20 protein-coding genes, 1 tRNA gene and 1 pseudogene are annotated in these 21,949 nt (G+C 63.3%); 13 read left to right on the forward strand and 9 right to left on the reverse strand.

Features of this window, described 5'->3' with window-relative positions; genetic code table 11:
* The first annotated feature begins 231 nt into the window (after nt 1-231).
* The 7 genes and pseudogenes from AC0L2O_RS16285 to AC0L2O_RS16315 all read left to right on the forward strand — a co-directional run bounded on the left by AC0L2O_RS16285 (nt 232) and on the right by AC0L2O_RS16315 (nt 5,354).
* A tRNA-Gln gene (locus tag AC0L2O_RS16285) sits at nt 232-305 on the forward strand.
* Between the two features lie 65 nt (nt 306-370).
* A pseudogene (locus tag AC0L2O_RS16290) lies at nt 371-595 on the forward strand (DUF1428 domain-containing protein); the annotation flags it as partial.
* 131 nt (nt 596-726) lie between these two features.
* Entirely contained in the window at nt 727-1,980 is a 1,254-nt protein-coding gene (locus AC0L2O_RS16295) for an ABC transporter substrate-binding protein (RefSeq protein ID WP_473370418.1), read from the forward strand.
* Between the two features lie 66 nt (nt 1,981-2,046).
* Nucleotides 2,047-2,910: a branched-chain amino acid ABC transporter permease gene (locus AC0L2O_RS16300; RefSeq protein WP_369724531.1), complete on the forward strand. Its 864-nt coding sequence runs from the start codon at nt 2,047-2,049 to the stop codon at nt 2,908-2,910.
* A complete protein-coding gene (locus AC0L2O_RS16305) occupies nt 2,910-3,881 on the forward strand; it encodes a branched-chain amino acid ABC transporter permease (RefSeq protein ID WP_409189162.1) in 972 nt (323 codons plus the stop codon). Before AC0L2O_RS16300 ends, AC0L2O_RS16305 begins: the two co-directional genes overlap by 1 nt.
* Nucleotides 3,871-4,638 carry an ABC transporter ATP-binding protein gene (locus AC0L2O_RS16310; RefSeq protein WP_369724528.1) on the forward strand — a complete coding sequence of 256 codons (768 nt, stop codon included), beginning with the start codon at nt 3,871-3,873 and terminating at the stop codon, nt 4,636-4,638. Before AC0L2O_RS16305 ends, AC0L2O_RS16310 begins: the two co-directional genes overlap by 11 nt.
* Nucleotides 4,635-5,354: an ABC transporter ATP-binding protein gene (locus AC0L2O_RS16315; RefSeq protein ID WP_473370419.1), complete on the forward strand. Its 720-nt coding sequence runs from the start codon at nt 4,635-4,637 to the stop codon at nt 5,352-5,354. Before AC0L2O_RS16310 ends, AC0L2O_RS16315 begins: the two co-directional genes overlap by 4 nt.
* Before the next feature lie 26 nt (nt 5,355-5,380).
* Here AC0L2O_RS16315 and AC0L2O_RS16320 read toward each other — a convergent pair whose 3' ends face one another.
* The 3 genes from AC0L2O_RS16320 to AC0L2O_RS16330 all read right to left on the reverse strand — a co-directional run bounded on the left by AC0L2O_RS16320 (nt 5,381) and on the right by AC0L2O_RS16330 (nt 10,328).
* Nucleotides 5,381-5,944 (reverse strand): invasion associated locus B family protein, encoded by a 564-nt coding sequence (locus AC0L2O_RS16320; protein WP_369724522.1) that lies wholly within the window; start codon nt 5,942-5,944, stop codon nt 5,381-5,383.
* A 68-nt stretch (nt 5,945-6,012) separates the two neighbouring features.
* Complete coding sequence (locus AC0L2O_RS16325; protein WP_369724520.1) at nt 6,013-9,159, reverse strand: multidrug efflux RND transporter permease subunit; 3,147 nt, start codon at nt 9,157-9,159, stop codon at nt 6,013-6,015.
* A complete protein-coding gene (locus AC0L2O_RS16330; RefSeq protein WP_369724519.1) occupies nt 9,156-10,328 on the reverse strand; it encodes an efflux RND transporter periplasmic adaptor subunit in 1,173 nt (390 codons plus the stop codon). The genes AC0L2O_RS16325 and AC0L2O_RS16330 overlap by 4 nt, the downstream gene beginning before the upstream one ends.
* Before the next feature lie 392 nt (nt 10,329-10,720).
* On the opposite strand from AC0L2O_RS16330, the gene AC0L2O_RS16335 reads away from it, so the two are divergent.
* From AC0L2O_RS16335 to AC0L2O_RS16360, 6 genes are all read left to right on the forward strand, one after another.
* The gene (locus tag AC0L2O_RS16335) at nt 10,721-10,960 is read left to right on the forward strand and encodes a hypothetical protein (protein WP_409189158.1); all 240 of its coding nucleotides are present in this window, start codon (nt 10,721-10,723) and stop codon (nt 10,958-10,960) included.
* Nucleotides 10,961-11,186: 226 nt separating this feature from the next.
* Complete coding sequence (locus AC0L2O_RS16340; protein WP_473370420.1) at nt 11,187-13,748, forward strand: TonB-dependent receptor; 2,562 nt, start codon at nt 11,187-11,189, stop codon at nt 13,746-13,748.
* Nucleotides 13,749-13,768: 20 nt separating this feature from the next.
* The gene (locus tag AC0L2O_RS16345) at nt 13,769-14,458 is read left to right on the forward strand and encodes a Fe2+-dependent dioxygenase (protein ID WP_473370421.1); all 690 of its coding nucleotides are present in this window, start codon (nt 13,769-13,771) and stop codon (nt 14,456-14,458) included.
* Nucleotides 14,455-15,423, forward strand: coding sequence for a tonB-system energizer ExbB (gene exbB, locus AC0L2O_RS16350; RefSeq protein ID WP_473370422.1), 969 nt, complete (start codon nt 14,455-14,457; stop codon nt 15,421-15,423). Before AC0L2O_RS16345 ends, exbB begins: the two co-directional genes overlap by 4 nt.
* Before the next feature lie 3 nt (nt 15,424-15,426).
* On the forward strand, nt 15,427-15,891 hold the full coding sequence (gene exbD / locus AC0L2O_RS16355) for a TonB system transport protein ExbD (RefSeq protein WP_473370423.1): 465 nt from the start codon (nt 15,427-15,429) through the stop codon (nt 15,889-15,891).
* A gap of 10 nt (nt 15,892-15,901) precedes the next feature.
* Nucleotides 15,902-16,690 (forward strand): energy transducer TonB family protein, encoded by a 789-nt coding sequence (locus AC0L2O_RS16360; RefSeq protein WP_473370424.1) that lies wholly within the window; start codon nt 15,902-15,904, stop codon nt 16,688-16,690.
* An 11-nt stretch (nt 16,691-16,701) separates the two neighbouring features.
* Here the strand turns inward: AC0L2O_RS16360 and AC0L2O_RS16365 are convergent, their stop codons facing one another.
* The 6 genes from AC0L2O_RS16365 to AC0L2O_RS16390 all read right to left on the reverse strand — a co-directional run bounded on the left by AC0L2O_RS16365 (nt 16,702) and on the right by AC0L2O_RS16390 (nt 21,913).
* Entirely contained in the window at nt 16,702-17,124 is a 423-nt protein-coding gene (locus AC0L2O_RS16365) for a hypothetical protein (RefSeq protein WP_473370496.1), read from the reverse strand.
* Nucleotides 17,125-17,203: 79 nt separating this feature from the next.
* Nucleotides 17,204-17,884: a site-2 protease family protein gene (locus tag AC0L2O_RS16370; protein WP_369724505.1), complete on the reverse strand. Its 681-nt coding sequence runs from the start codon at nt 17,882-17,884 to the stop codon at nt 17,204-17,206.
* A gap of 167 nt (nt 17,885-18,051) precedes the next feature.
* The gene (locus AC0L2O_RS16375) at nt 18,052-18,444 is read right to left on the reverse strand and encodes a GFA family protein (protein WP_473370425.1); all 393 of its coding nucleotides are present in this window, start codon (nt 18,442-18,444) and stop codon (nt 18,052-18,054) included.
* A gap of 7 nt (nt 18,445-18,451) precedes the next feature.
* Complete coding sequence (locus AC0L2O_RS16380) at nt 18,452-19,198, reverse strand: SDR family NAD(P)-dependent oxidoreductase (RefSeq protein WP_473370426.1); 747 nt, start codon at nt 19,196-19,198, stop codon at nt 18,452-18,454.
* Between the two features lie 17 nt (nt 19,199-19,215).
* Nucleotides 19,216-19,947: an SDR family oxidoreductase gene (locus AC0L2O_RS16385; RefSeq protein ID WP_473370427.1), complete on the reverse strand. Its 732-nt coding sequence runs from the start codon at nt 19,945-19,947 to the stop codon at nt 19,216-19,218.
* Nucleotides 19,948-20,083: 136 nt separating this feature from the next.
* Nucleotides 20,084-21,913: an IlvD/Edd family dehydratase gene (locus AC0L2O_RS16390; RefSeq protein ID WP_473370428.1), complete on the reverse strand. Its 1,830-nt coding sequence runs from the start codon at nt 21,911-21,913 to the stop codon at nt 20,084-20,086.
* Nucleotides 21,914-21,949 lie beyond the last annotated feature (36 nt).

The raw sequence follows: 21,949 nt of genomic DNA on the forward strand, positions 1-21,949 counted from the left end.
CATCGCCGCCGAGACGGAATGGGGGACGAAGGTGATCGAGGCCGCCATATCAGTATGAAGTAGGCGTGGCCGACCCGCGGCGACTTAACCAGGCCCTTGCACCGCAGCGCTTGCCAGCCCAAGGCCGAGCGGGTAGAACGCTGCCACGCCTGAGCCGTGATTTGCGCCAAACGCGCTTCCGGCCACAGCCGAACGGGTCAATAAGCCATTGAATCTGCTCGGCTATTCCGTTGGGGAATGGTGTAACGGTAGCACAACAGACTCTGACTCTGTTTGTCTTGGTTCGAATCCAGGTTCCCCAGCCAATTCCGGGCCCCTTCGCCGAATTCGCAATTTGCCCCGCATCGTGCTGGCGGTGCGTAAGGACAGGATCGAGGCCAACAACGCCTTGGCGTGAATGGCTGTGCGTCTGAAGCGAAGACGGCGCGCTCGATTACGTCGAGTGCATCGGTGACGATGTTCCTTATGGCGAGCTCACTTCGTTTCCGCGCGCGCTGATGGCGACGGAAGACGAGCTCGTCGTGTGTTCCTGGCTCTACCGAGACCGCGAGACCCGCGACCTCTCAACAAGAAGGTGACGGCCGACCCGCGGCTCACGTCACTTGCCGGTCATCGGCTGGCATGCCATCCTCGTGCGACCAGGGAAAATCAAACGGAAGCGGGCGCTTAGCTCAAAGCTTTCAAAAAAATCTTGGTCGGGGAAAACCCTTTGGGAGGTCTGATTTCATGTCATTGAAGCACGTCACCAGGCTGCTTTGCGCGGCCGCGATGTCGCTTGCGCTCACCGCTGCCGCAGGCGCCGAGGACAAGGTGGTCAAGATCGGCGTGATCATGCCGATGTCCGGCGGCACCGCCTCGATCGGCGCGCACGCCAAGGCGGCGATCGAAGTCGCGATGGATATCATCAACAACGCTCATCCCGAGCTCGGCAATCTGCCGCTGGCCAAGAACGCAGGCCTTGCCGGCCTCGGCGGCGCCAAGATCGAGGCCGTATTCGCCGACAACCAGGGCAACCCCGCGACGGGCCAGAACCAGGCGCTGCGCCTGATCACGGAAGACAAGGTCGCGGCCGTGTTCGGCGCCTACCAGTCCGGCATCACGCTGACCTCGAGCGCGATCGCCGAGAAGTACGGCATTCCCTATTTGAATTCGGAGTCGGTCGCCGCCAATCTCACCGAGCGCGGTTTCAAATGGTTCTTCCGCACCACGCCGATCGCGACGGATTTTGCCAAGATCTACACTGATTTCCTCGCCGACATGAAGGCGACCGGCACCAAGACCGATGCGATCGCATTGGTCCACGACAACACCGAGTACGGCACCTCGGTTGCCAACACCATCAGCACCGCGTTCAAGGAGAAGGGGCAGCCGATCGCGCTCGACGTCGCCTATCCCGTCAACGCGACCGATTTGCAGGGCCAGGTGCTCCAGCTCAAGGACAAGAAGCCCGACGTGATTATCATGATCTCGTACACGTCGGATGCGATCCTGTTCGCCAAGACCATGCAGTCGCTCGACTACAAGCCGGCGATCCTGCTTGCGGATGATGCCGGCTATTCCGATCCGTCCTTCATCAAGGCGGTCGGCAAGATCTCGCAGGGCGTCTTCAACCGCTCGTCATGGGCGGTGGGTCCGGCCGGCTCGCCGTCGGCCGTCATCGCCGACATGTACAAGAAGAAGAGCGGTGAGGAGATGGACGACACCGTCGGACGCCAGATGCAGGGCTTCTTCGTGCTGGCCGATGCGATCGACCGCGCGGGTTCGACCGAGCCGGCCAAGATCCAGGCCGCGCTGAAGGCGACGGACCTGAAGCCCGAGCAATTGATGATGGGCTACAAGGGCGTGAAATTCGACGACAAGGGCCAGAACACCCTTGCGTCCGGCCTCATTATCCAGCTCCAGGACGGCGAGAATTACGTCTCGGTGTGGCCGAAGGCCAATGCGCAGAAGGCGCCCGTGGTGCCCTACAAGGGCTGGTGAGATTTTTCGAGGGCGGGGCCGAACGCCCCGCCTTTCCCAAAATAGTTGATCAGAGCAAAGCGGCTCATGTCCTTTGTCCTCGTGCAGGTGATCGTCGGCGGGCTTCTGCTTGGCGCCGTCTACGCCCTGTTTTCCTCCGGCCTCACGCTGGTGTGGGGCATGATGAACATCGTCAATTTCGCGCATGGCGATTTCGTCATGCTCGGGATGTACGTCGCCTATGTCGTCTACACGCTGATGGGAGCAGGGCCGATCCTCGGCGCGCCGCTGGCGACGCTGGTGCTCGCGAGCCTCGGCGTGGTCGTCTACTTCGTCCTGATCCGGGACATCATGAAAGGGCCGATGCTGGCGCAGATCCTCGGCACCTTCGGCCTGGCGCTGCTGCTGCGCTATTCCGTGTTCTGGTGGTTCGGCGCCAACTTCCAGTCCATGCCGCAAAACATCGTCGGCGGCACCTTTGCGGTCGCTGGCCTGCGGATCGAGGCCTCGCGGCTGCTCGCGGGCGTGGTTGCGCTGCTTGTCACACTTGGCCTGCACCTGTTGCTGACCCGCACTTCGCTTGGCTCCAAGATGCTGGCCGTGGCGGAGGACTCAACCGCCGCGCAGCTGATGGGTATCCGGCCCGACACCATGCAGGCCATCGCCTGGGCGATCGCGGCCGGTGCGACGGGGCTGGCCGGCGCGCTGATCGCGAACTTCTTCTACATCGTGCCGACCGTAGGCGAGACGCTCGGCATCGTCGCCTTCGTCACGGTTTCGCTCGGCGGATTCGGCAGCGTGCCCGGCGCGCTGATCGCCGGCCTCCTGATTGGTGTGATTGAGTCGCTGTCCGGCTATCTGATCGGCGCGATCTACAAGGACATCGTCGTCTATGTCCTGTTCCTGTTCTTCCTCTGGTTTCGGCCACAGGGCCTGATGGGGAAGATGTGATGCGGCGCTGGATCTGGCTTTCGGCCGTGGCAGCCATTGTGATCGCCTATCCGCTGCTGCTGTCCTCGCCATTCCAGCAGCGCCTCGGTGCGCTGGTGCTGCTTTATGCGATCGCCGCCTCGGCCTGGAATATTGTCGGCGGCTATGCCGGCCAGGTCTCGGTCGGTCATGTCGTGTTCTTTGGCTGCGGCGCCTACGCCGCGATGGGGTCCTATGCCAAGTTCGGGCTGTCGCCGCTGTTCGGAATCCCCGGCGGCATCGTGCTCGCCGTGGGCTTGGCCGCGATCATCGGCGTGCCGACGCTGCGCTTGTCCGGCCACTATTTCAGCATGGCGACAATCGCAGTCGCCGAGACGATGCGGCTGATCGTGACCAACACCGATTGGCTCGGCGCGGCAGTCGGGCTCTCCGGTCCGACCGTGCCGCGCAACATCTTCGATCTCTCGTTCCTGTCGTCGCTGCCTTATTACTATCTGTTCCTTGCCATCCTCGCGATCACGCTTCTGATCACGTGGTGGATGACCAACAGCCGGATGGGATTTTACCTCCGCGCGATCAAGGATTCCGAACGCGCCGCGCGCTCGCTTGGCGCTCCCGCCAGTCGCACGAAGCTCTATGCCTACATGCTGAGCGCGGCGCTGACGAGCGTTGCCGGCGCGCTCTACGCGATGATGTTCGGCTTCGTCGATCCGGAGTCCGGGTTCGGCATTTTGATTTCCGTCAAGATCCTGATCATGGCCGCGCTGGGCGGAGCAGGGCTGTTGTTCGGGCCGCTGGTGGGTGCCGCGATCCTGGTGCCGCTGGAGGAAATCTCAAACAGCTGGCTCGGCGGCAAGGGCGCGGGACTGACCTTCGTGCTTTACGGCGCGATCATCGTTGTGATCGCGCGCTTTCAGCCGGGCGGCCTGCTCAGCCTGGTCACGGGCCGCACCAAGTCCAAGACTGACGCGGGAGCAAGCCATGCTCCTTGAGGCGCGCGGGATCACCAAGGCGTTTGGCAGCTTCAAGGCGGTGGACGACGCCTCCGTGACGCTCGAGCAGGGCGACATTCTCGGCCTGATCGGGCCGAACGGCGCCGGCAAATCCACTTTTTTCAATTGCCTTACCGGCGATCTGAAAGCCAGCGCGGGCAAGGTACTGTTCGAGGGACGCGATATCACCGACTTTGCGCCGGAGCTGCGCGCCGGGCTCGGGCTCGCGCGCACCTTTCAGGTCCCGCAGACCTTTGAAGGCATGACGGTGATCGAGAACGTCATGATCGGTGCGTTCCTGCGCACCTCGCATCGCAGGGAAGCCGAGGCGAGGGCGCGGGCGGTGCTGGATCGCGTCGGCATGAACAGGCTTGCGGATGCGCCGGCGCGCTCGCTCGGAACGCCCGGCCGCAAGCGGCTGGAAATCGCGCGGGCGCTTGCAACCGAGCCAAAGCTGTTGCTGCTGGACGAGGCCATGGCGGGCCTCAACGCGCATGAAGTGAAGCTTGCGATCGACCTCGTGCGCGACATCCATCGTTCCGGCATCACGCTCGTGATCGTCGAGCACATCATGGAAGTGATCATGTCGCTTGCAAGCCGCGTGATGGTATTCCATCAGGGCAAGGAGATCGCACGCGGATCGCCGCGCGAGGTCACGTCCAACCCCGCCGTGATCGCGGCCTATCTCGGCACCCGCGCAGCGAAAGCTGCCGCGGGCCATACGCCGGTTGAGCTGATGGGCGGACCGGACCTATGAGCGGCGCGCTCCTCCGGATCGAACATCTCGAGGTACGCTACGGCGACCTCATCGGCGTCTCCGATGTGTCGCTGGAGGTGCCGGCGGGCAGCGTTGTCGCGCTGCTCGGCTCCAACGGCGGTGGCAAGACCACGACGCTGAACGCGATCGCCGGCCTCATTCCCGTGCATTCCGGCACGATCAGCTTTCGCGGCGAGGACATCGCCCGCCAGAAGGCCTTCGCGATCGTGCGCAAGGGACTGGCGCTGTCGCCGGAAGGCTGGCGGCTGTTCGTGCAGCAAAGTGTCGAGAACAACCTGTTGCTCGGCGCAACGCCGCTGCACGACAAATCGCGCAAGGCCACGCTGCTCGAACGCGTCTACGAGTTCTTTCCGCGGCTGAAGGAACGCCGCAACCAGCGCGCCGGCACCATGTCCGGGGGCGAGCGGCAGATGCTCGCGGTCGGCCGCGCGCTGATGAGCGATCCGAAGCTGTTGATGCTGGACGAGCCCTCGCTCGGCCTGGCCCCGGCGGTGGTCGAGTCCATGTACGAGACCTTCGGCCGCCTGCATCGTGAGGGATTGACCATCCTGCTCGCCGAGCAGTCGATCGAGCTCGCGTTGGAGGTCTCCGATTTCGCCACCGTCCTCCAGGTCGGCAAGAGCGTGCTGTCCGGCACTGCCGCCGCGCTCGCGGTCGATCCGCAGGTGCAGAAGGCTTATCTCGGGGTGGGGTGAGCGAGCTCCGCCTGAAGCAAAGCTCGCTACTTGATCTTGTCGTAGGCCGCAGAAAAATCGCCGAGCGGCATCGGGATCGCGATGGTTTCCTTGGCCATGTTCTGGAAGGAGACCTTCAGCTGCTTGCCTGACTTCAGGCTCGCGAGCAGGTCCGGCGCGATCGGGGTCGAGGCGTAGCAGCCGCGATTCTCGCAGGTCTGGATCTGGAGATCGACCGTCTTGCCCTCATCGACCTGGAGCTTGGCGCCGACGGGAAGATTGAGACCGAGCGGCAATTGCAACAGCGCCACCGGCGTGCGGGTGTCGGGCGCGATGCGGATATTGATCAGCACAATGGTCTGGCCGGTCTTGGTCAGCACCGCGTTCTGCTCGATCGCGCATTCGAGCGGTGCGTCGCGGCTGGCACTGGTGCAGCGTGCGATCCAGCCGGGCTGTTGCGCCGCTGCGCCATCGGCCTGTGGCTGGGTCGGAGCAGGTGCGGGCTGCGCGAGCGGCGGCGGAGCCGCGTTCTTCTTCGAGCTTTGCTGGGCGTGCGCCGCGCCGATTGACAACAGGGCAACGGCGGCGAGGGCAACAAGTCTGGATTGCATGAGGATGACCAAACCACAGTAACATGAACCGAGGGCCGCTGTAGCGTCGCGGGAGGTGCGGCGCAAGCTTACTCGGCGGCTTCCTTGACGGTCCCTTGCTCGGCGGCGTCGTGGCCCTCATCCTCACCGGAACGGCCCCAGCCGGAGAACCAATTGCTGAGCTCGTCAAGATAGAGATAAACCACCGGAGTTGTGAACAGGGTCAGCGCCTGGCTGACGATAAGGCCGCCGACCATGGCATAGCCGAGCGGCTGACGGATCTCGGCTCCGGTGCCGTGGCCGAGCATCAGCGGCACGCCGCCGAGCAGCGCCGCCATCGTTGTCATCATGATCGGGCGGAAGCGTAGGATCGCGGCCTGACGGATCGATTCCGCCGGTGTCTTGTGCTCGTCGCGCTCGGCGGCGATGGCGAAGTCGACCATCATGATGCCGTTCTTCTTCACGATTCCGATCAGCAGAATGATGCCGATCAGCGCAATCAGACTGAAGTCGAAGCCCGCCGCCATCAGGATCAAGAGCGCGCCTACGCCGGCTGACGGCAACGTCGACAAAATCGTGATCGGATGGATGTAGCTCTCGTAGAGGATGCCGAGGATCAGATAGACCACGACCAGTGCCGCGAGGATCAGGAGCGGTACGGTGCCGAGCGACTGCTGGAACGCTTGCGCGGTACCCTGGAAGCTCGAGTTGAGCGTCGCCGGCGCCCCGAGATCAGCCATCGCCTTCTGCACGGCTTGCGTGGCCTGGCCCAGCGCGACACCCTGGGCGAGGTTGAAGCTGATCGTGATCGCCGGGAACTGGCCCTGGTGACTGATCGAGAGCGGACGGACCGGATCAGTGGTCCAGGTCGCAAATGTGGACAGCGGCACCTGATCGCCGGTCAGCGGCGACTTGAGATAAAGCTTGTTCAGACTGTCCAGACTGCCCTGCATCTCCGGCAGGATCTCCAGGATCACGTGATAGCTGTTGAGCTGCGTGAAGTACTGGGCGACCTGGCGCTGGCCGAACGCGTCATAGAGCGTATCGTCGATCAGTTGGGGCTGGATACCGTAACGAGACGCGGTATCGCGGTTGATTTTGAGCTGAACCGTGGTTCCTTGTGTCTGCTGGTCCGTCGCGACGTCGCGCAGCTCCGACAGCGTCTGCATTTTGGCGAGGATTTTTGGCGCCCACTCGTTGAGTTCCCCGAGGTCGGCGTCCTGCAAGGTGAATTCAAACTGCGTGCGCGTCGGCCGGCCCCCGAGCCGAACGTCCTGAGCCGCCTGCATGTAGAGGCGCGCGCCTTCTACCTTGTCGAACTTGGGACGCAGCCGCGCAATGATCTCCTGGGCCGAAGCTCCGCGCTGATTGCGAGGTTTCAGGGTAATGAACAGATTGCCGTTGTTGCCGGCACGGCCGCTGCCGCCAATCGCCATGGCGATGCTGGCGACGTCGGGATCAGCCATAATGATGGTGCCGAGTTTCTCCTGGCGCCTGACCATCTCCTTGAAAGAAATGTCCTGCGACGCCTCAGACGTGGCGGTGATCAGGCCGACGTCCTGCTGCGGGAAGAACCCCTTCGGGATCAGTATGAAGAGGTAGACCGACAGCGCCAGCGTTGCGAAAAAGATCGTGAGCGTGGTGCGCCGCCATGCCAGCGCATGGTCCAGAATGGATTCATAGCCGCGCAGCATCGCATCGAAGGCGCGCTCGCTCCATTGGTAGAAGCGCCCGTGAGTCACCTCGCCATGGGCGCGCAGGAAGCGCGAGGCCATCATCGGCGTCAGCGTCAGCGAGACGAACATCGAGACGAAGATCGTCATCGCCAACACGACGGCGAATTCGCGGAACAGGCGTCCGATGATGCCGCCCATCAGGAGCAGCGGGATCAGCACCGCGACCAGCGAGATACTGATCGACACGATGGTGAAGCCGATTTCCTTCGAGCCTTTCAAGGCCGCGGCAAGCGGCTTTTCGCCTTCCTCGATGTAACGCGTGATGTTCTCGAGCATCACGATGGCGTCGTCGACGACGAAGCCGACCGCGATGGTGAGCGCCATCAGCGACAGATTGTCGAGCGAATAGCCGAACACCCACATCAGCGCGCAGGCGCCCAACAGCGCCAGCGGAACCGTGATGGCGGGAATGACGGTCGCCCAGAAGCTGCGCAGGAAGACGAAGATGACCATGACGACGAGAGCGATGGTCAGCAGCAGCGTGAACTGCACGTCTTCGACGGCCGCGCGTATGGTCGTGGTGCGGTCGCTGATGACCTCGATCTTGATCGCGGGCGGGATCGCCGCGACCAGCCGGGGCAGGGTCGCCTTGATCCGGTCGACGGTCTCGATGACGTTGGCGCCGGGCTGCTTGAAGACGACGAGGAACACGCCGCGCTTGCCATTGGCCCAGGCCGCCTGCTTCGCATCCTCGGCGCCGGTGACGGCCTGGCCGATATCGCGGATCCGCAACGGTCCGCCGTTGCGGTAAGCGATGATGACGTCGTTCCAGTCCTTGGACTGCAACAGCTGGTCGTTGGCGTAGATCGTGTAGGCGCGCTTGTCGCCGTCGATATTGCCCTTGGGGCTGTCGACCGTGGTGATCGCGATTGCGCTGCGCACATCCTCCAGCGAGAGACCCTTGGCGACGAGTTTTGCCGGATCGATCTGCACGCGAACCGAGGGCTTCTGCTGGCCGCCGATGAACACCTGCGCCACGCCGGAGATCTGGCTGATCTGTTGGGCAAGCTGGGCGTCGATCGAGTCGCTGACCGTGGTCAGCGGCAGCGTGTCCGATGTCGCCGACAGCAGCAGGATCGGTGAGTCCGCCGGGTTCACCTTGCGGTAGGTCGGCGGCGAGGGCAGGTTCTTGGGCAACTGGCCGCTGGCGGCGTTGATGGCGCCCTGCACGTCGTTGGCGGCACCATCGATGCTGCGGTTGAGGTCGAACTGGATAGTGATCGACGCGGTGCCCAGATAGCTCGTCGAGGTCATCTGCGCGATGCCGGGAATCTGGGCGAACTGGCGCTCCAGCGGCTGCGCGACCGAGGAGGCCATCGTCTCCGGGCTGCCGCCCGGCAGATTGGCGGTGATCTGGATGGTCGGGAAGTCGACCTGCGGCAGCGGCGCGACGGGCAGCAGGGGATAGGCGACGAGACCGACAAAGAGAATGCCGGCCATCAGCAGCGAAGTGCCGATGGGATAACGGATGAAAGGTGCCGAAATCCCGCCTTCGCTCATTCCTGTCGAACCTTGTTCTGGGCCGGATCCGAACTGGCCACGGCCGTGCTGACGAGGCTTCCGGGCTGCACCTTGAATTGACCGCCGGTGATCACTTGTTGTCCGGCACTGAGCCCTTCCTCGACCACCGACTTTCCGTCGATGGAGTAGTTGACCTTGATCTTGTGGACCTCGGCTTTGTTGTCTGCGCCGACGGTATAGGCGTAGAGGCCATTGGTCGAATGCTGGACCCCGTCATCGGGAATGACGATCGCATCCTTCAGAGTGCGTACCAGAAGGCGCGTCGACACCGATTGCCCCGGCCACAACGTATGTTCCTTGTTGTCGAACACCGCCTTGAGCCGAATAGTCCCGCTGCTCGTGTCCACCTGATTGTTGATGACCGCAAGCTTGCCCTCGGCAAGTGTCTTCTTGCCGTCGGTGGTGAACGCGATCACCTTGAGCTCGCCAGCCTTCTGGCCCTCGCTGATGTAGGGAAGCTGATCTTCCGGCGCGGTGAAGATCACAGTGATCGGCTCGACCTGGGCGATGGTGACGATGCCGGTCTGGGTCGAGGAATTGACGATGTTGCCGATATCGACCTGACGCAGTCCGGCCACGCCGGTGATCGGCGCCTTGACCTGTGTGTAGTCGAGCTGGGTCTGCGCGTTGGAGATGGACGCCTCGTCGGCGGCGATCTGGGCGGTGAGCTGGGCAACCGTGGACCGCTGGGTGTCGGTCTGCTGCCGCGTCGCGAATTCGCCGAGTTTGGTGTAGCGCTGAAGATCGAGATTGGCGTTGGCGAGATTGGCCTCGTCCTGCGCCTTTTTCGCCTTGGCTTGATCGAGGACGGCCTGGAACGGGCGCGGATCGATCTCGACCAGGAGATCGCCCTGCTTGACGATCTGGCCCTCGGTGAAGGCGATCTTGTCGATCTGGCCGTCCACCCGAGTCCGGACTTGTACGGTGTTGAAGCCCTGCACGGTACCGAGCCCGGTCAGATAGACCGGGAAGTCAACCTGCTGTACCGGGGATACGCTGACCGGCACCGCGGGCGCCCGCGGCGGACCCTTCTGCGCGGTCTGGGCTTTGCCGGCCTCAAGCGCCGAGAATCGCTGCCAGCCGTAATAGCCGCTTCCGGCCACGGCTGCGATGATGACAATCCACAGGATCGGCCGTGACTTTTTCATTTTTGATCGTATCGGCTTGTAGGCCCAAAACAACGAATTGTGGGGCTATCAAAGGGTTCCAAGACGGCTTGTATAATACACGCCAAGTTCCAGTGTAAACAGCACTATCCGTTGAGAATACTAAACAATTGGAAAGCTTTGCACCCCGGAGGCAGTGGTTTGGCGCGACTGTGTGCAGCGTTGCATTTTTCCTTTCTGAGCGAGCAGCGTGCAAAACTTAGGCAGTGCTCGCAGATCGCGTGAGCGGAGAAACGCGCGAAGCGAGCGGACGCGCTTCCCGAGAAGAGACAGATTTGCCTTGACGAGAACGGTTCTAAACCGGCGGCGCTGCGTTTCGGTTGTCAGCAAAACCACTCTCCTTCATATCAACGCCGCCACAACGGGAGTGCGAGATGGACGAGCTGAACGCCAAGCTGATCGCGTGTCAGATTCTGATCACGGGACTCATCGCCCGCGTCGCCAACGAGCAGCGCGACCCCTTGCGCTTCCTCACCGACTTCCGCGACGAGATCAAAGCCGTCGTCAAGGGCGTCAACATCGCCGGCATGGACAACACCGATCGCGTACGCGCAATTGCACAGCAGAGCATCGACGAATTGTTCTCGCTGATGAAGCCGCCGAGCAGCGACTAACGGCCGAAGGACGGACCATCCCGATGAAAACGTCGCGTTGCTTTAGAACGACTCCAAATCCAACTTAGAACGATTTCAAACTTCAGATTAGAATCGCTTTGATCTGGACCTATTCAAGGGCTCTCGCGGGCTGCTCGCATTGACCCGCTATTTTGCGGCCGATACCAACACCCCCATCGCTCATCGCAATGAAGTCAAATGAGCGAACAAGAAATGGGAAGTTGTAATGGGGCAGGTGGTTGCACCGAAGTCACTGCGTTCGCTCGCAGCGTTCGATGAAAACTCCGCGGTCGGTTCGGGCAGGAGGGTCTCGGCGGTCGCGGGCTTGATCGCGGCGGCGTCAGTCTCGAGCGGGGCGCAGGCGCAGCAGTCGAGCTTGCCGCCGGTGACAGTCGATGCGCCCGTCGAGCGTCCACGTCCCGCAGCCTCGAAGCCGTCATCCGACCAGGTCCGCGCGCGCAACGCGCTGCGACGCGCGGCGCAGCAGCAGGCGGCGCAGACGCCGGCGGTCAACGCGAGCGCACCGGCTGCCGACCGCAATCCGTATGCCGATCCCGCCGCACCGTACAAGGTCGATCACGTTCAGGCCGGCGGCAAATTCCCGGAAAAGCTGGTCGACACGCCGAAGTCGATCACCGTGCTGAGCAAGGAAGTGCTCGAGGACAAGAACGCCACGACGCTGAAGCAGGCGATCCTGAGCACTGCCGGTGTGACCTTGGGCACGGGAGAAGGCGGAAACGCCTTCGGCGACCGCTTCTTCATCCGCGGCTTCGATGCCCGCAATGACATCTTCATCGATGGCGTGCGCGATCCCGGCGTCAGCGTCCGCGAAAACTTCTTCACCGAGCAGGTCGAGATCTTGCGCGGCCCCGGCTCGTCCTTCGCCGGGCGCGGCACTACCGGCGGTGCGATCAACATCGTCACCAAGCAGGCGACGACGGAGAAGAGCTTCTACAACATGGACACCTCGTTTGGCACCGACAAGACCAAGCGGGTGACGCTCGACGTCAACCAGGTGATCAGCCCGACTTTGGCGATACGTGCCGGCGGCCTGTTCCAGGACGCGGGCGTGGCGGGCCGCGACTTCGTGACCGATGATCGCAGTGGCGCGTTCGTTGCCACGACCTGGAAGCCGGTCGATGCGGTCAAGGTGACGGCAGACTACGTCCACACCTACCTGCACGGCATCCCGGATTTCGGCGTGCCGTACTATCGGCCGGGATCTCCGGCTGCGGGCAATCTCTACAGCTCGACCGCCGGCGGTCCATTTCCGGATTTCGGCTCCAACCGCAATAATTTCTACGGCTTCGTCAATCGCGACTTCTTCAAGGTCAAGCAGGACATCGGGACGATCAACTCCGAGGTCTACATGACGCCCGATCTCATGCTCAGCGACAAGATCCGCGTGTCGCGTTCCGTGAACGACTACATCGGAACGTTGGCGGAATCACCAATCGCCACCATTCCGCTTTCGGCCGCGACCGTCACCGCCAACCCGCAGAGCCGCTATCAGGTGACCAGCGTCGTCGCCAACCAGAGCGAGGCGACCTACAAGTTCGACACTGGCGGCTTCAGGCATACGGCACTCGGCGGCATCGAGATTTCGCGCGAGACGTCCTTCATCGACAAGTACGCCGGACTGAATTCGGAAGTCACGACCGGTCCGTCGTTCACCCCGGGGGGTTCCACGTCTGGCGTCAGCGTGTTCGCACCGCAATACACTTTCCTCAACACGTTCGACAGCCCGCGGATGCTGGGAGCGCCGACCAATCTTTCGGTCGACACCAAGAGCGTCTATGCGATGGATAGCGCGAACTACCGCGATCTCCTCATTCTCAATGGCGGCATCCGCTACGACGACTACACCGTCAAGACCAGCGGCTACGGCAACATCGGCACAACGCAGGCGTTCGGCACCCAGAGCGCCGAGTTTGGACTACCTAACTTCAACCTCGGTGTGACCCTGAAGCCGCTGCCGAATGGCAGCGTCTATGCGGCCTACGCAACGTCGTCGAATCCGGTGGGTGCGGAGTTTGACGGCACGAGCACGGCCTATGGCGGACTTTCGCCCGTTCTCAACGGCGCCAACACCCAGATCTTCGGACCGGAGAAGAACAAGGCGATCGAGCTAGGCACCAAATGGGAGCTGTTCGATCGTCATCTGCTGCTGACCGCGGCGCTGTTCCAGACCGAGAAAGAGAACGCGCGTGAAGCGCAGAATGTCAGCAGCCAGGCAGCTGCAAGCGCGCTGGGATGTTCCTATCCGACCGGAACGACAGGCAGCATCTCCTGTCTCACGGCCGGCGGCGCCTACCGCATCCGCGGCATCGACCTCGGCATCGGCGGTAAGATCACCGACAAATGGAGCGTGTTCGGCGGTCTCGTCCTGATGCAGTCGGAGGTGACGAAGTCGCTCGCGCCTTCGCCGCAGCCGTCGCTCTATGCGACCAATGTCGGGCGTCCGCTCGCCAACGTCGCGCATCAGTCGTTCAGCATGTTGACGAAGTACCAGCTCACCGACGTCTGGGAGCTTGGCGGGCAGGCGGTGTATCGCTCGCAAATCTATGGCGGCACGTTGCTCGCGGCGAATCAGGGCACGTCGATCCCCGGCTACTGGCGCTTCGACGCCTTCGCCGAGGCGAAGATCGACAAGCACTGGACCGTGAAGCTGTTCGTCAACAACATCTTCGACAAACGTTACTACGACGCGCTGTACCAGAGCGCGACGCCGTTCGTGCTGGAGGCCCCCGGACGCGCCGCCTATCTGGTTCTTTCGGCGCGCTACTGATGGGGCAATAGCGAGGTGCCATGCTGACATGCATAGAAGGCGTCCTGAGCAAAAATGATGTAGCGGAGTTCCGCCGCATCATGGACGCCAGCGAATGGGAAGATGGCCGTTCCACCGCGGGCGCGCAGTCGGCCATGGTCAAGCGCAACGAGCAGCTCCCGCCCGATAGCGAAATCGCGCGAAAACTCGGCAACCGCATCGTCTCGGCGTTGACATCCAACCCGCGGTTTCTGGCGGCGGCGATCCCGCTCCAGATCTTCCCGCCGCTGTTCAACCGTTACGCGGCGAGCAGCGGCCATCATTTCGGCTTGCATGTCGACAACGCCATCCGCGGCGACCGGCTGACCGGCCTTCGCATCCGCACAGACCTGTCGGTCACGCTGTTCCTCAGCGAGCCGGAGGAGTATGATGGTGGCGAACTTGTGATCGAGGACAGCTACGGTTCGCACCAAGTCAAGTTGCCAGCCGGGGACTGCGTGCTCTATCCCTCGACCAGCCTGCATCTCGTCACCCCGGTGACCCGGGGGGCGCGGGTTGCATCTTTCTTCTGGCTCCAGAGCATGATACGGGACGATCAAGCCCGCAGCATGATCTTTGACCTCGACACCGCCATTCAGGCACTGGTGGCACGGCTCGGGCGTGACGATCCCGAAACGGTCAAATTGACGGGTATCTATCACAACCTCATTCGCTACTGGGCCGAAGTATGAAGATCACATCATTCCAGGCAAGTCTTGTCGCAGCCGTGATGCTCATGGCCTCGCTCGCAGCCCCTGTTTCCGCCCAGCAACAAACCCAGCCGGCGGCAGCCGCCCCTCGGCCGGCTGCGGCTTCGCAGCCGAGCGCGGTAGTGCCGGCAGCACCGGTGGCGGCTGCACCCGTAGTCTCGACGCCCGCGCCGGGCGCGGCCTCGACCGATGCGCCGGCGGTGGCACCGGCGTCCGACGACGCAGGCGGCCGGGCGCCAAAATCGACCGCGCCGGGGATGAAGGAATTGTCCCCCTGGGTGATGTTCATGTCGGCGGACATCATCGTGAAGGCGGTGATGATCGGGCTTGCCTTCGCCTCGCTCGCGACCTGGACAATTTTCATTGCGAAATCGATCGAGCTGTCGGTCGCCTCGGCCAAGCTGCGGTCAGCGCTGAGGAAGATCGCCGAGGCGCGGTCGCTCGCGGAAGCGCAGATGGCAATTGGCGCCAAGCAGGGCGTCCTGCCGTCCTTCCTCGCGGCGGCGTTGCGTGAGGCGCGGATGTCAGCCGGCATCTCCAGCGATACCGGCATCAAGGAACGAGCGACCTCGAGCTTTGCTGAGATCGTGCGCGCGGAACAGCGGCGCATCCGCTTCGGCATGGGCGTGCTCGCGACGATCGGCGCCACGTCGCCCTTCGTCGGTCTGTTCGGCACGGTCTGGGGCATCATGAACAGCTTCATCGGCATCTCGAAATCGCAGACCACGAACCTCGCCGTGGTCGCGCCGGGCATTGCCGAAGCGCTGCTCGCCACCGCGATCGGCCTCGTCGCGGCGATTCCCGCGGTGATCATCTATAACCACTTCGCGCGCATGACGAAGAGCTATCTCGAACTCGTCAGCCGCGCCTCCGGTGCGTCGGCGCGGCTGTTGTCGCGCGATCTCGACCGCAGCCACGGCAGCGCGCATTCGCGCGCAGCGGAGTAAACGATGGGCACTTCGATCGCTGATAACGATCTCGACGACGACGACTTCGCCGAGACGCATGACATCAACGTCACGCCGTTCATCGACGTCATTCTGGTGCTGCTGATCATCTTCATGGTCGCAGCACCGTTGTCGACGGTCGATCTGCCGATCGACCTGCCGACGTCGAGCGCAACGCCGCAGAAGAAGCCGGACAAGCCGACCTATGTCAGCATCAAGCCCGATCTGACGCTCGCCATCGGAGAAAATCCGGTCAAGCGAACCGATCTGGTCAGCTCGCTCGATGGGATCGCCGACATGAGCAAGGACAAATATGTGTTCCTGCGCGCCGACAAGGCCGTGCCTTACGGCGAGTTGATGGGAGTCATGGAAATCCTGCGCGCCGGCGGTTATTCTAGGGTCAAGCTGGTGGCGCTCGAAGCGGCTCCTGCGGCGGCTGCGCCGTCGCAAGGGGCAGCCCAGCCCTGATGGCGGCGCGATGTCTGATCCTCTAACCGAGGCGAAACCATCCCGGCGGCTGTGGATTCTGGCCGCTGTCGCCGCGCTTGCCCTGCATCTTGGCGGGGCTGCGCTGGCGCTTGCGAACCTGCGCAGTGACGACGGAGACGATGGCCTTGGGGCCAACGGGGCGGAATATGCCGTCGAAATGACCTCGCCAAAGCTTCCGGAAACGGATCTGCCGCCCGGCCCGGACAGTGAGGCCTCGCAATTCCAGCCGCAGCAAATGCAGCAGCAGGCCGAGGTCAAAGAGACCGATCTGCCGAAGGATCAACCCCAGGAAGCCGAAGACCCGGACCGGCTCGTTACCGAGAACGATTCCAAGAAGCCGGTTGAGGACAGCACGAAGGTGGCCAAGGTCGAAACCCAGGCCGTCGAGGAAATGCCGAATGCCGTGGAGTCGGCGAGACAGGCGCTAGACGAGAACGCGCGCGAGGATGAGAAAGCGGCCGCGCCGCACCAGGGCATCGGCAAGGACGCTCGCAAGCTGACGGCCGACTGGGGCAAGCGGATCAGCGCCTATTTCGAGATTCACAAGCGCTATCCCAAGGACAAGAGCAAGACGACGACGGTCAAGCTCAGCCTGGTCCTGAACCGGCGTGGTAATGTGGTGTCCGTGAACGTCGCGGAGTCTTCAGGGGATCCAGCCTTCGATGACGCGGCCATATCAATGGTGCGTCGCTCGGATCCTGTGCCGGCTCCGCCGGCCGAGCTGACGGACGATGAGTTTTCCTTCAGCCTGCCCGTGAACTTCAAGAAACCGAAATAGTCAGGTCGCCGTCAGCGCCAGTAATACTGGATCGAGACGTAGACCACCACGAGGCAGGCGAAGATCAGCGCCACCGGCAGCGGGCGCTTCTGGGCTCCGCCAAACGACGCGGCGCCGAATGTTCGGGTCTTCTTCGGCTTGGGCGCGGGGCGCCGGAACGCGGTAACATTGTCCGCCACCGGCTCCGCAGGCCGCGGGCGCACGTCGGGCGGGTTTCCGCCGCCGCCCATCTCCAGATAGTAAGCCTTGTAGACCTCAGCGATGCAGGCCTCGGTCGCTTCGGCCTCGCTCGTCCGCTCCAGCAGCTTCTTGTAGCCGGCGAGAAAGCCCTGCGCGTCCGCAGGCAGGGCTGACAGGCCGTTGAGCTTGGCCATCATCTTCCAGGTGGCGAAATCGGCGCGGGCACGGGTGTCGGCGCGTCGCGCGATCAGCATATCAGCAGCTTTGACCAAGTTGGCCTCGGACCCTTCGGGTTTGTCTTCAAGTGTCCTGGACTTCAGTGTCTTGCTTCAACTACGCATTGCCGGTCAGCAAGAGAACAGCCTGAATCACATATCCGGTCAACGTTCGCAGTATTGCTGAAATAACATCAAGATTTAGACCGAACTGGGAACCCACCAACGGTAGCAGGATCAGCAGCCCGATGAGGATCAGCATGCCGAACGGCTCCAGCCGCGCCAGCGGCAGCGCGAGCGGCCGGGGCAATAGCCCGACCGCGACCCGCCCGCCGTCCAGCGGCGGGATCGGCATCATGTTGAAGACGGCGAGCACGGCATTGATCAACAGCGCATTCTTGAGGTTGTCGAAGATCCACTGCGCCGAGTTTGCCGGGGCCCAGGGCAGCGCGTGGAGAGCAAGGCCGGCGACCAGCGCCAGCAGGATGTTGGTGACAGGCCCGGCCAGCGCCACCCAGACCATGTCGAGCCTGGGATTGTTGAGGTTGCGAAAATTGACGGGCACCGGCTTGGCATAGCCGAACAGGAACGGCGAATGCGCAAACAGCAGCATCGCCGGCAGGATCAGGGTGCCGAACGGATCGATGTGCCGGAGCGGGTTGAAGCTGACGCGGCCGAGCTGCCAGGCCGTGTTGTCGCCGAGGCGGTGCGCGACAAAGCCGTGCGCGGCCTCGTGGAAGGTGATGGCGAGCACGAGCGGCAGCACCCAGACGGAGAGATCATAGAGGGAAATGTTCACGGCTCGTCTGTCCCGGTTTGCCTGCGGCCTTGCGGCGGTCCCGGCCAAACCGGCGGTACAGCAACACGTCAGGTCAACATAGGGCGCCCGGTTCCAAAATGCCACGCTGCAAATGATCGGCGGGACCGGCAGCCTTGGCGCCGAGCCTTGCCTTGGCGCCGGAAGAGCTACGTCGGGATCGTCCCCTCATACCGGATCATGCCGTCCTCGATCGCCACCCAGCCCATCTTTTCGCTGACCCAGATGTGCTCGGTCGGTGCAAAGGCGTTGCGGTCGTCGAAGGTCGCGAGCGCGACACCCGCCAGCGTGCCGTTGCGCCGCCAGGAGAACAGGCGCGTGCCGCAGCGCTTGCAGAACACGCGGTCGATGTGCTCGGACGACGCATAGCGCTCGGTGTCGCCTTCGACGCTGAGGGCGCGCTGGTCGAACTGCGCGCGGGCGAAGTAGGGCGAGCCCATCGCCTTCTGGCACAAGCGGCAGTGGCAGATGCGGACGTTGAGCGGCTCGCCCTCCGCTTTGAACCGCACCGCGCCGCACAGGCATCCGCCTTCCCTGATCATGACGCCCTCAATAGGTCGCTCGTCCGCCGGAAATGTCAAACACTGCGCCGGTGGAGAAGCCGCAATCTTCCGATGCGAGCCAGGCCACCATCGCGGCGAGCTCTTCCACCAGCACGAAGCGGCCCTTGGGAATTTTTGACAGCATGAAGTCGATATGCTGCTGCGTCATCTGGTCGAAGATCGCGGTCTTCGCCGCTGCGGGCGTCACGGCATTCACGAGAATGTCGTGAGCTGCGAGCTCCTTGCCGAGCGACTTCGTCAGCGCGATCAGACCGGCTTTGGAGGCCGAATAGTGCGAGGCGTTCGGATTGCCTTCCTTGCCAGCGATCGAGGCGATGTTCACGATGCGCCCGTATTTCTGCTTGAGCATCGTCGCCACGATCGCCTTGCAGACGATGAAAGGGCCGTCGAGATTGATGCGCAGCACTTTGCGCCATTCCTCGAGATCGGTCTCCCAGACCGGCTTGTTGACGCCGGCAATGCCGGCATTGTTGACCAGGATGTCGATCCGGCCGAAGGCGGCGAGCGTCGCATCGCGTGCCTGCTCGACGCCTGCGCTGTCGGTCACGTCAACCTTGAAGACGCGGACGTTGTCGCCGATCTCCCTGGCGGTCTTGTCCGCCAGTGCGGCATCGAAATCCCAGATCGCGACCTTGGCGCCGGAGGCGACGAAGCGCTCGGTGATGGCGCGGCCAAAGCCTTGCGCGCCGCCGGTGACGACGGCAACGCGGCCGTTGAGATCGATCTTGTTCATGCAGGCCGCCTTCGGCGTCAGAGCATGTAGCCGCCGTCGACGACGAGGTCGACGCCGGTGGTGAAGGCGCTCTCGTCGCTGCCGAGATAGACCGCCATGGACGCGATTTCGTCGGCGGTGCCGAGCCGGCCCATCTTCTGGCGGGAGATGAACATCTCCTTGCCCTGCGGTCCTTGGGCCGCGGCGCGGTCGAGCATCGAGGGGGTCTCGACGGTGCCCGGGCAGATGCTGTTGCAGCGAATGCCTTGCGTGATGAAGTCGAGCGCGACCGCGCGCGTCAGCAGCGACACCGCGGCTTTGGACGCGCTGTAGGCATAGCGGTTCGCCGGCGGCCGCAGCGCCGCGCAAGACGAGATGTTGACGATGCTGCCGCCGCCGCCCGCCAGCATTTCCGGCAGGAACGCCTTGATGGTCCGGTGCATGGACTTGACGTTGAGGTCGAACGAGAAATCCCAGTCCTCTTCCGAACAGTCCAGGATGGTGCCGTGGTGCACGAAACCGGCCGCATTGAGCAGGATGTCGACCTTGCCGATGCGCTTGGCAAAGGCGTTGACGTCGGCGGTGTTGCGCACATCGAGCTTGGCCGTCTCGGCGATGCCTTCCTTCGCCAGGCTGGCGATGCCGCCTTCATTGATGTCGGTGGCGATGACGGTGGCGCCCTCACGCGCGAATGCGATCGCGCATGCGCGCCCGATGCCGGCGGCTGCGGCGGTAACGACTGCGCGCTTGCCTTTGAGGCGGTCTGTCATTTTGTTGTTCTCCTTTGGATTCGTCCAACGCCAACCCCACGTCATTGCGAGGAGCTCTTGCGACGAAGCAATCCAGACTGTCTCCGCGGAGATATCTCTGGATTGCTTCCCTACGCTCGCAATGACGGTGTGGTTCTCAGTGATTATCCCGGGCCACGCCGAACGCGCCGGCGACGTTCTGGTAGCGCGTGGCGAGCTCCATGCAGGCGCCGGTCGCGTGCTGGCCGACGGTGTTGCGATAGAGCTCCTGCCACGGCGTCTGGTTCGGCGGATGCTTAAAGCCGCCATTGGCCTTGAGCTCGGCGTGGCGCTTCTTCAACTCGTCGTCGGAGATCAGGATGTTGGCGCTGCCCTTGTTGAGGTCGACGCGCACCTTGTCGCCGGTCTTGAGGACCGCAAGCCCGCCATTGGCGGCGGCCTCCGGTGAGGCGTTGAGGATCGAGGGCGAGCCCGAGGTGCCGGACTGGCGGCCGTCGCCGATGCAGGGCAGGGAGTGGATGCCGCGTTTGATCAGCGCCGCGGGCGGCTGCATGTTCACCACCTCGGCGCCGCCGGGATAGCCGATCGGGCCGGTGCCGCGGATGAACAGCACGCAGCGCTCGTCGATGTCGAGCGACGCATCGTCGATCCGCGCGTGATAATCCTCCGGCCCCTCGAACACGACGGCGCGGCCCTCGAAGGCGTTGAGGTCTTTCGGATTGCTGAGGTAGCGCTCGCGAAACTCCTTGGAGATCACGCTGGTCTTCATGATCGCGGAATCGAACAGATTGCCGCGCAGCACCAGGAAGCCGGCGTCCTTCACCAAGGGCTTGTCGTAGGCCCAGATCACGTCGTTGTCCGGCACGGGCGCATTGGCGCAGTTCTCGCCAATGCCGCGGCCGTTCACCGTGACCGCGTCCTCGTGGATGCGCTTGTGCTTCATCAATTCGCGCACCACCGCCGGCACGCCGCCGGCGCGGTGAAACTCCTCGCCGAGATAGAAGCCGGCCGGCTGCATGTTGACTAGCAGCGGCACGTCGTGGCCGAACTTCTGCCAGTCGTCGATCGACAGCTCCACGCCGATATGGCGCGCCAGCGCGTTGATGTGGATCGGGGCGTTGGTCGAGCCGCCAATTGCGGAATTGATCACGATGCAGTTCTCGAACGCCTTGCGGGTCAGGATGTCCGAGGGTTTCAGATCTTCCCAGACCATCTCGACGGCGCGCTTGCCGGTCTCATAGGCGATCTGGCCGCGCTCCCGATAGGGCGCGGGGATCGCCGCACAGCCCGGCAGCGAGAAGCCGAGCGCTTCGGCAAGCCCGTTCATGGTCGAGGCGGTGCCCATCGTGTTGCAGTGGCCGACCGAGGGCGCCGAAGACGCCACGATCTCCATGAATTCTTCGTAGTCGATCTCGCCAGCGGCAAGCCGTTCGCGCGACTTCCAGACGATGGTGCCGGAGCCGGTGCGCTCGCCATTGTGCCAGCCGTTCAGCATCGGGCCTCCCGACAGCACGATCGCCGGCAGGTTGACGGTCGCCGCCGCCATCATGCAGGCCGGGGTGGTCTTGTCGCAGCCGGTGGTCAGCACCACACCGTCGAGGGGATAGCCGTACAGGATCTCGACGAGGCCGAGATAGGCGAGGTTGCGGTCGAGCGCCGCGGTCGGGCGCTTGCCGGTCTCCTGAATCGGATGGGTCGGGAATTCCATAGCAATGCCACCGGCCTCGCGGATGCCCTCGCGAACGCGATGGGCGAGCTCGATGTGGTGGCGGTTGCAGGGCGAGAGGTCATTGCCGGTCTGGGCGATGCCGATGATCGGCTTGCCGGACTGCAACTCGGCGCGGGTGAGGCCGTAGTTGAGGTAACGCTCCATATAGAGCGCGGTCATGCCCGGATTATGCGGGTTGTTGAACCATTCCTGCGAGCGAAGGTGGCGGCGAGTGCCGTTGCCTGTGGGCGCGTGCCCATTGGTCGGTTTTTTTGTCATTGGTTTCTCCTGCAATGCAAGCGCACCGGCGGTCCG

The organism is Bradyrhizobium sp. Kon10, assembly GCF_055807395.1.

Coding starts and splice junctions, on each gene's coding strand:
- AC0L2O_RS16295 (WP_473370418.1), top strand. CDS start 727: ATGTCATTGAAGCACGTCACCAGGCTGCTTTGCGCGGCCGCGATGTCG.
- AC0L2O_RS16300 (WP_369724531.1), top strand. CDS start 2,047: ATGTCCTTTGTCCTCGTGCAGGTGATCGTCGGCGGGCTTCTGCTTGGC.
- AC0L2O_RS16305 (WP_409189162.1), top strand. CDS start 2,910: ATGCGGCGCTGGATCTGGCTTTCGGCCGTGGCAGCCATTGTGATCGCC.
- AC0L2O_RS16310 (WP_369724528.1), top strand. CDS start 3,871: ATGCTCCTTGAGGCGCGCGGGATCACCAAGGCGTTTGGCAGCTTCAAG.
- AC0L2O_RS16315 (WP_473370419.1), top strand. CDS start 4,635: ATGAGCGGCGCGCTCCTCCGGATCGAACATCTCGAGGTACGCTACGGC.
- AC0L2O_RS16320 (WP_369724522.1), bottom strand. CDS start 5,944: ATGCAATCCAGACTTGTTGCCCTCGCCGCCGTTGCCCTGTTGTCAATC.
- AC0L2O_RS16325 (WP_369724520.1), bottom strand. CDS start 9,159: ATGAGCGAAGGCGGGATTTCGGCACCTTTCATCCGTTATCCCATCGGC.
- AC0L2O_RS16330 (WP_369724519.1), bottom strand. CDS start 10,328: ATGAAAAAGTCACGGCCGATCCTGTGGATTGTCATCATCGCAGCCGTG.
- AC0L2O_RS16335 (WP_409189158.1), top strand. CDS start 10,721: ATGGACGAGCTGAACGCCAAGCTGATCGCGTGTCAGATTCTGATCACG.
- AC0L2O_RS16340 (WP_473370420.1), top strand. CDS start 11,187: ATGGGGCAGGTGGTTGCACCGAAGTCACTGCGTTCGCTCGCAGCGTTC.
- AC0L2O_RS16345 (WP_473370421.1), top strand. CDS start 13,769: ATGCTGACATGCATAGAAGGCGTCCTGAGCAAAAATGATGTAGCGGAG.
- exbB (WP_473370422.1), top strand. CDS start 14,455: ATGAAGATCACATCATTCCAGGCAAGTCTTGTCGCAGCCGTGATGCTC.
- exbD (WP_473370423.1), top strand. CDS start 15,427: ATGGGCACTTCGATCGCTGATAACGATCTCGACGACGACGACTTCGCC.
- AC0L2O_RS16360 (WP_473370424.1), top strand. CDS start 15,902: ATGTCTGATCCTCTAACCGAGGCGAAACCATCCCGGCGGCTGTGGATT.
- AC0L2O_RS16365 (WP_473370496.1), bottom strand. CDS start 17,124: ATGCTGATCGCGCGACGCGCCGACACCCGTGCCCGCGCCGATTTCGCC.
- AC0L2O_RS16375 (WP_473370425.1), bottom strand. CDS start 18,444: ATGATCAGGGAAGGCGGATGCCTGTGCGGCGCGGTGCGGTTCAAAGCG.
- AC0L2O_RS16380 (WP_473370426.1), bottom strand. CDS start 19,198: ATGAACAAGATCGATCTCAACGGCCGCGTTGCCGTCGTCACCGGCGGC.
- AC0L2O_RS16385 (WP_473370427.1), bottom strand. CDS start 19,947: ATGACAGACCGCCTCAAAGGCAAGCGCGCAGTCGTTACCGCCGCAGCC.
- AC0L2O_RS16390 (WP_473370428.1), bottom strand. CDS start 21,913: ATGACAAAAAAACCGACCAATGGGCACGCGCCCACAGGCAACGGCACT.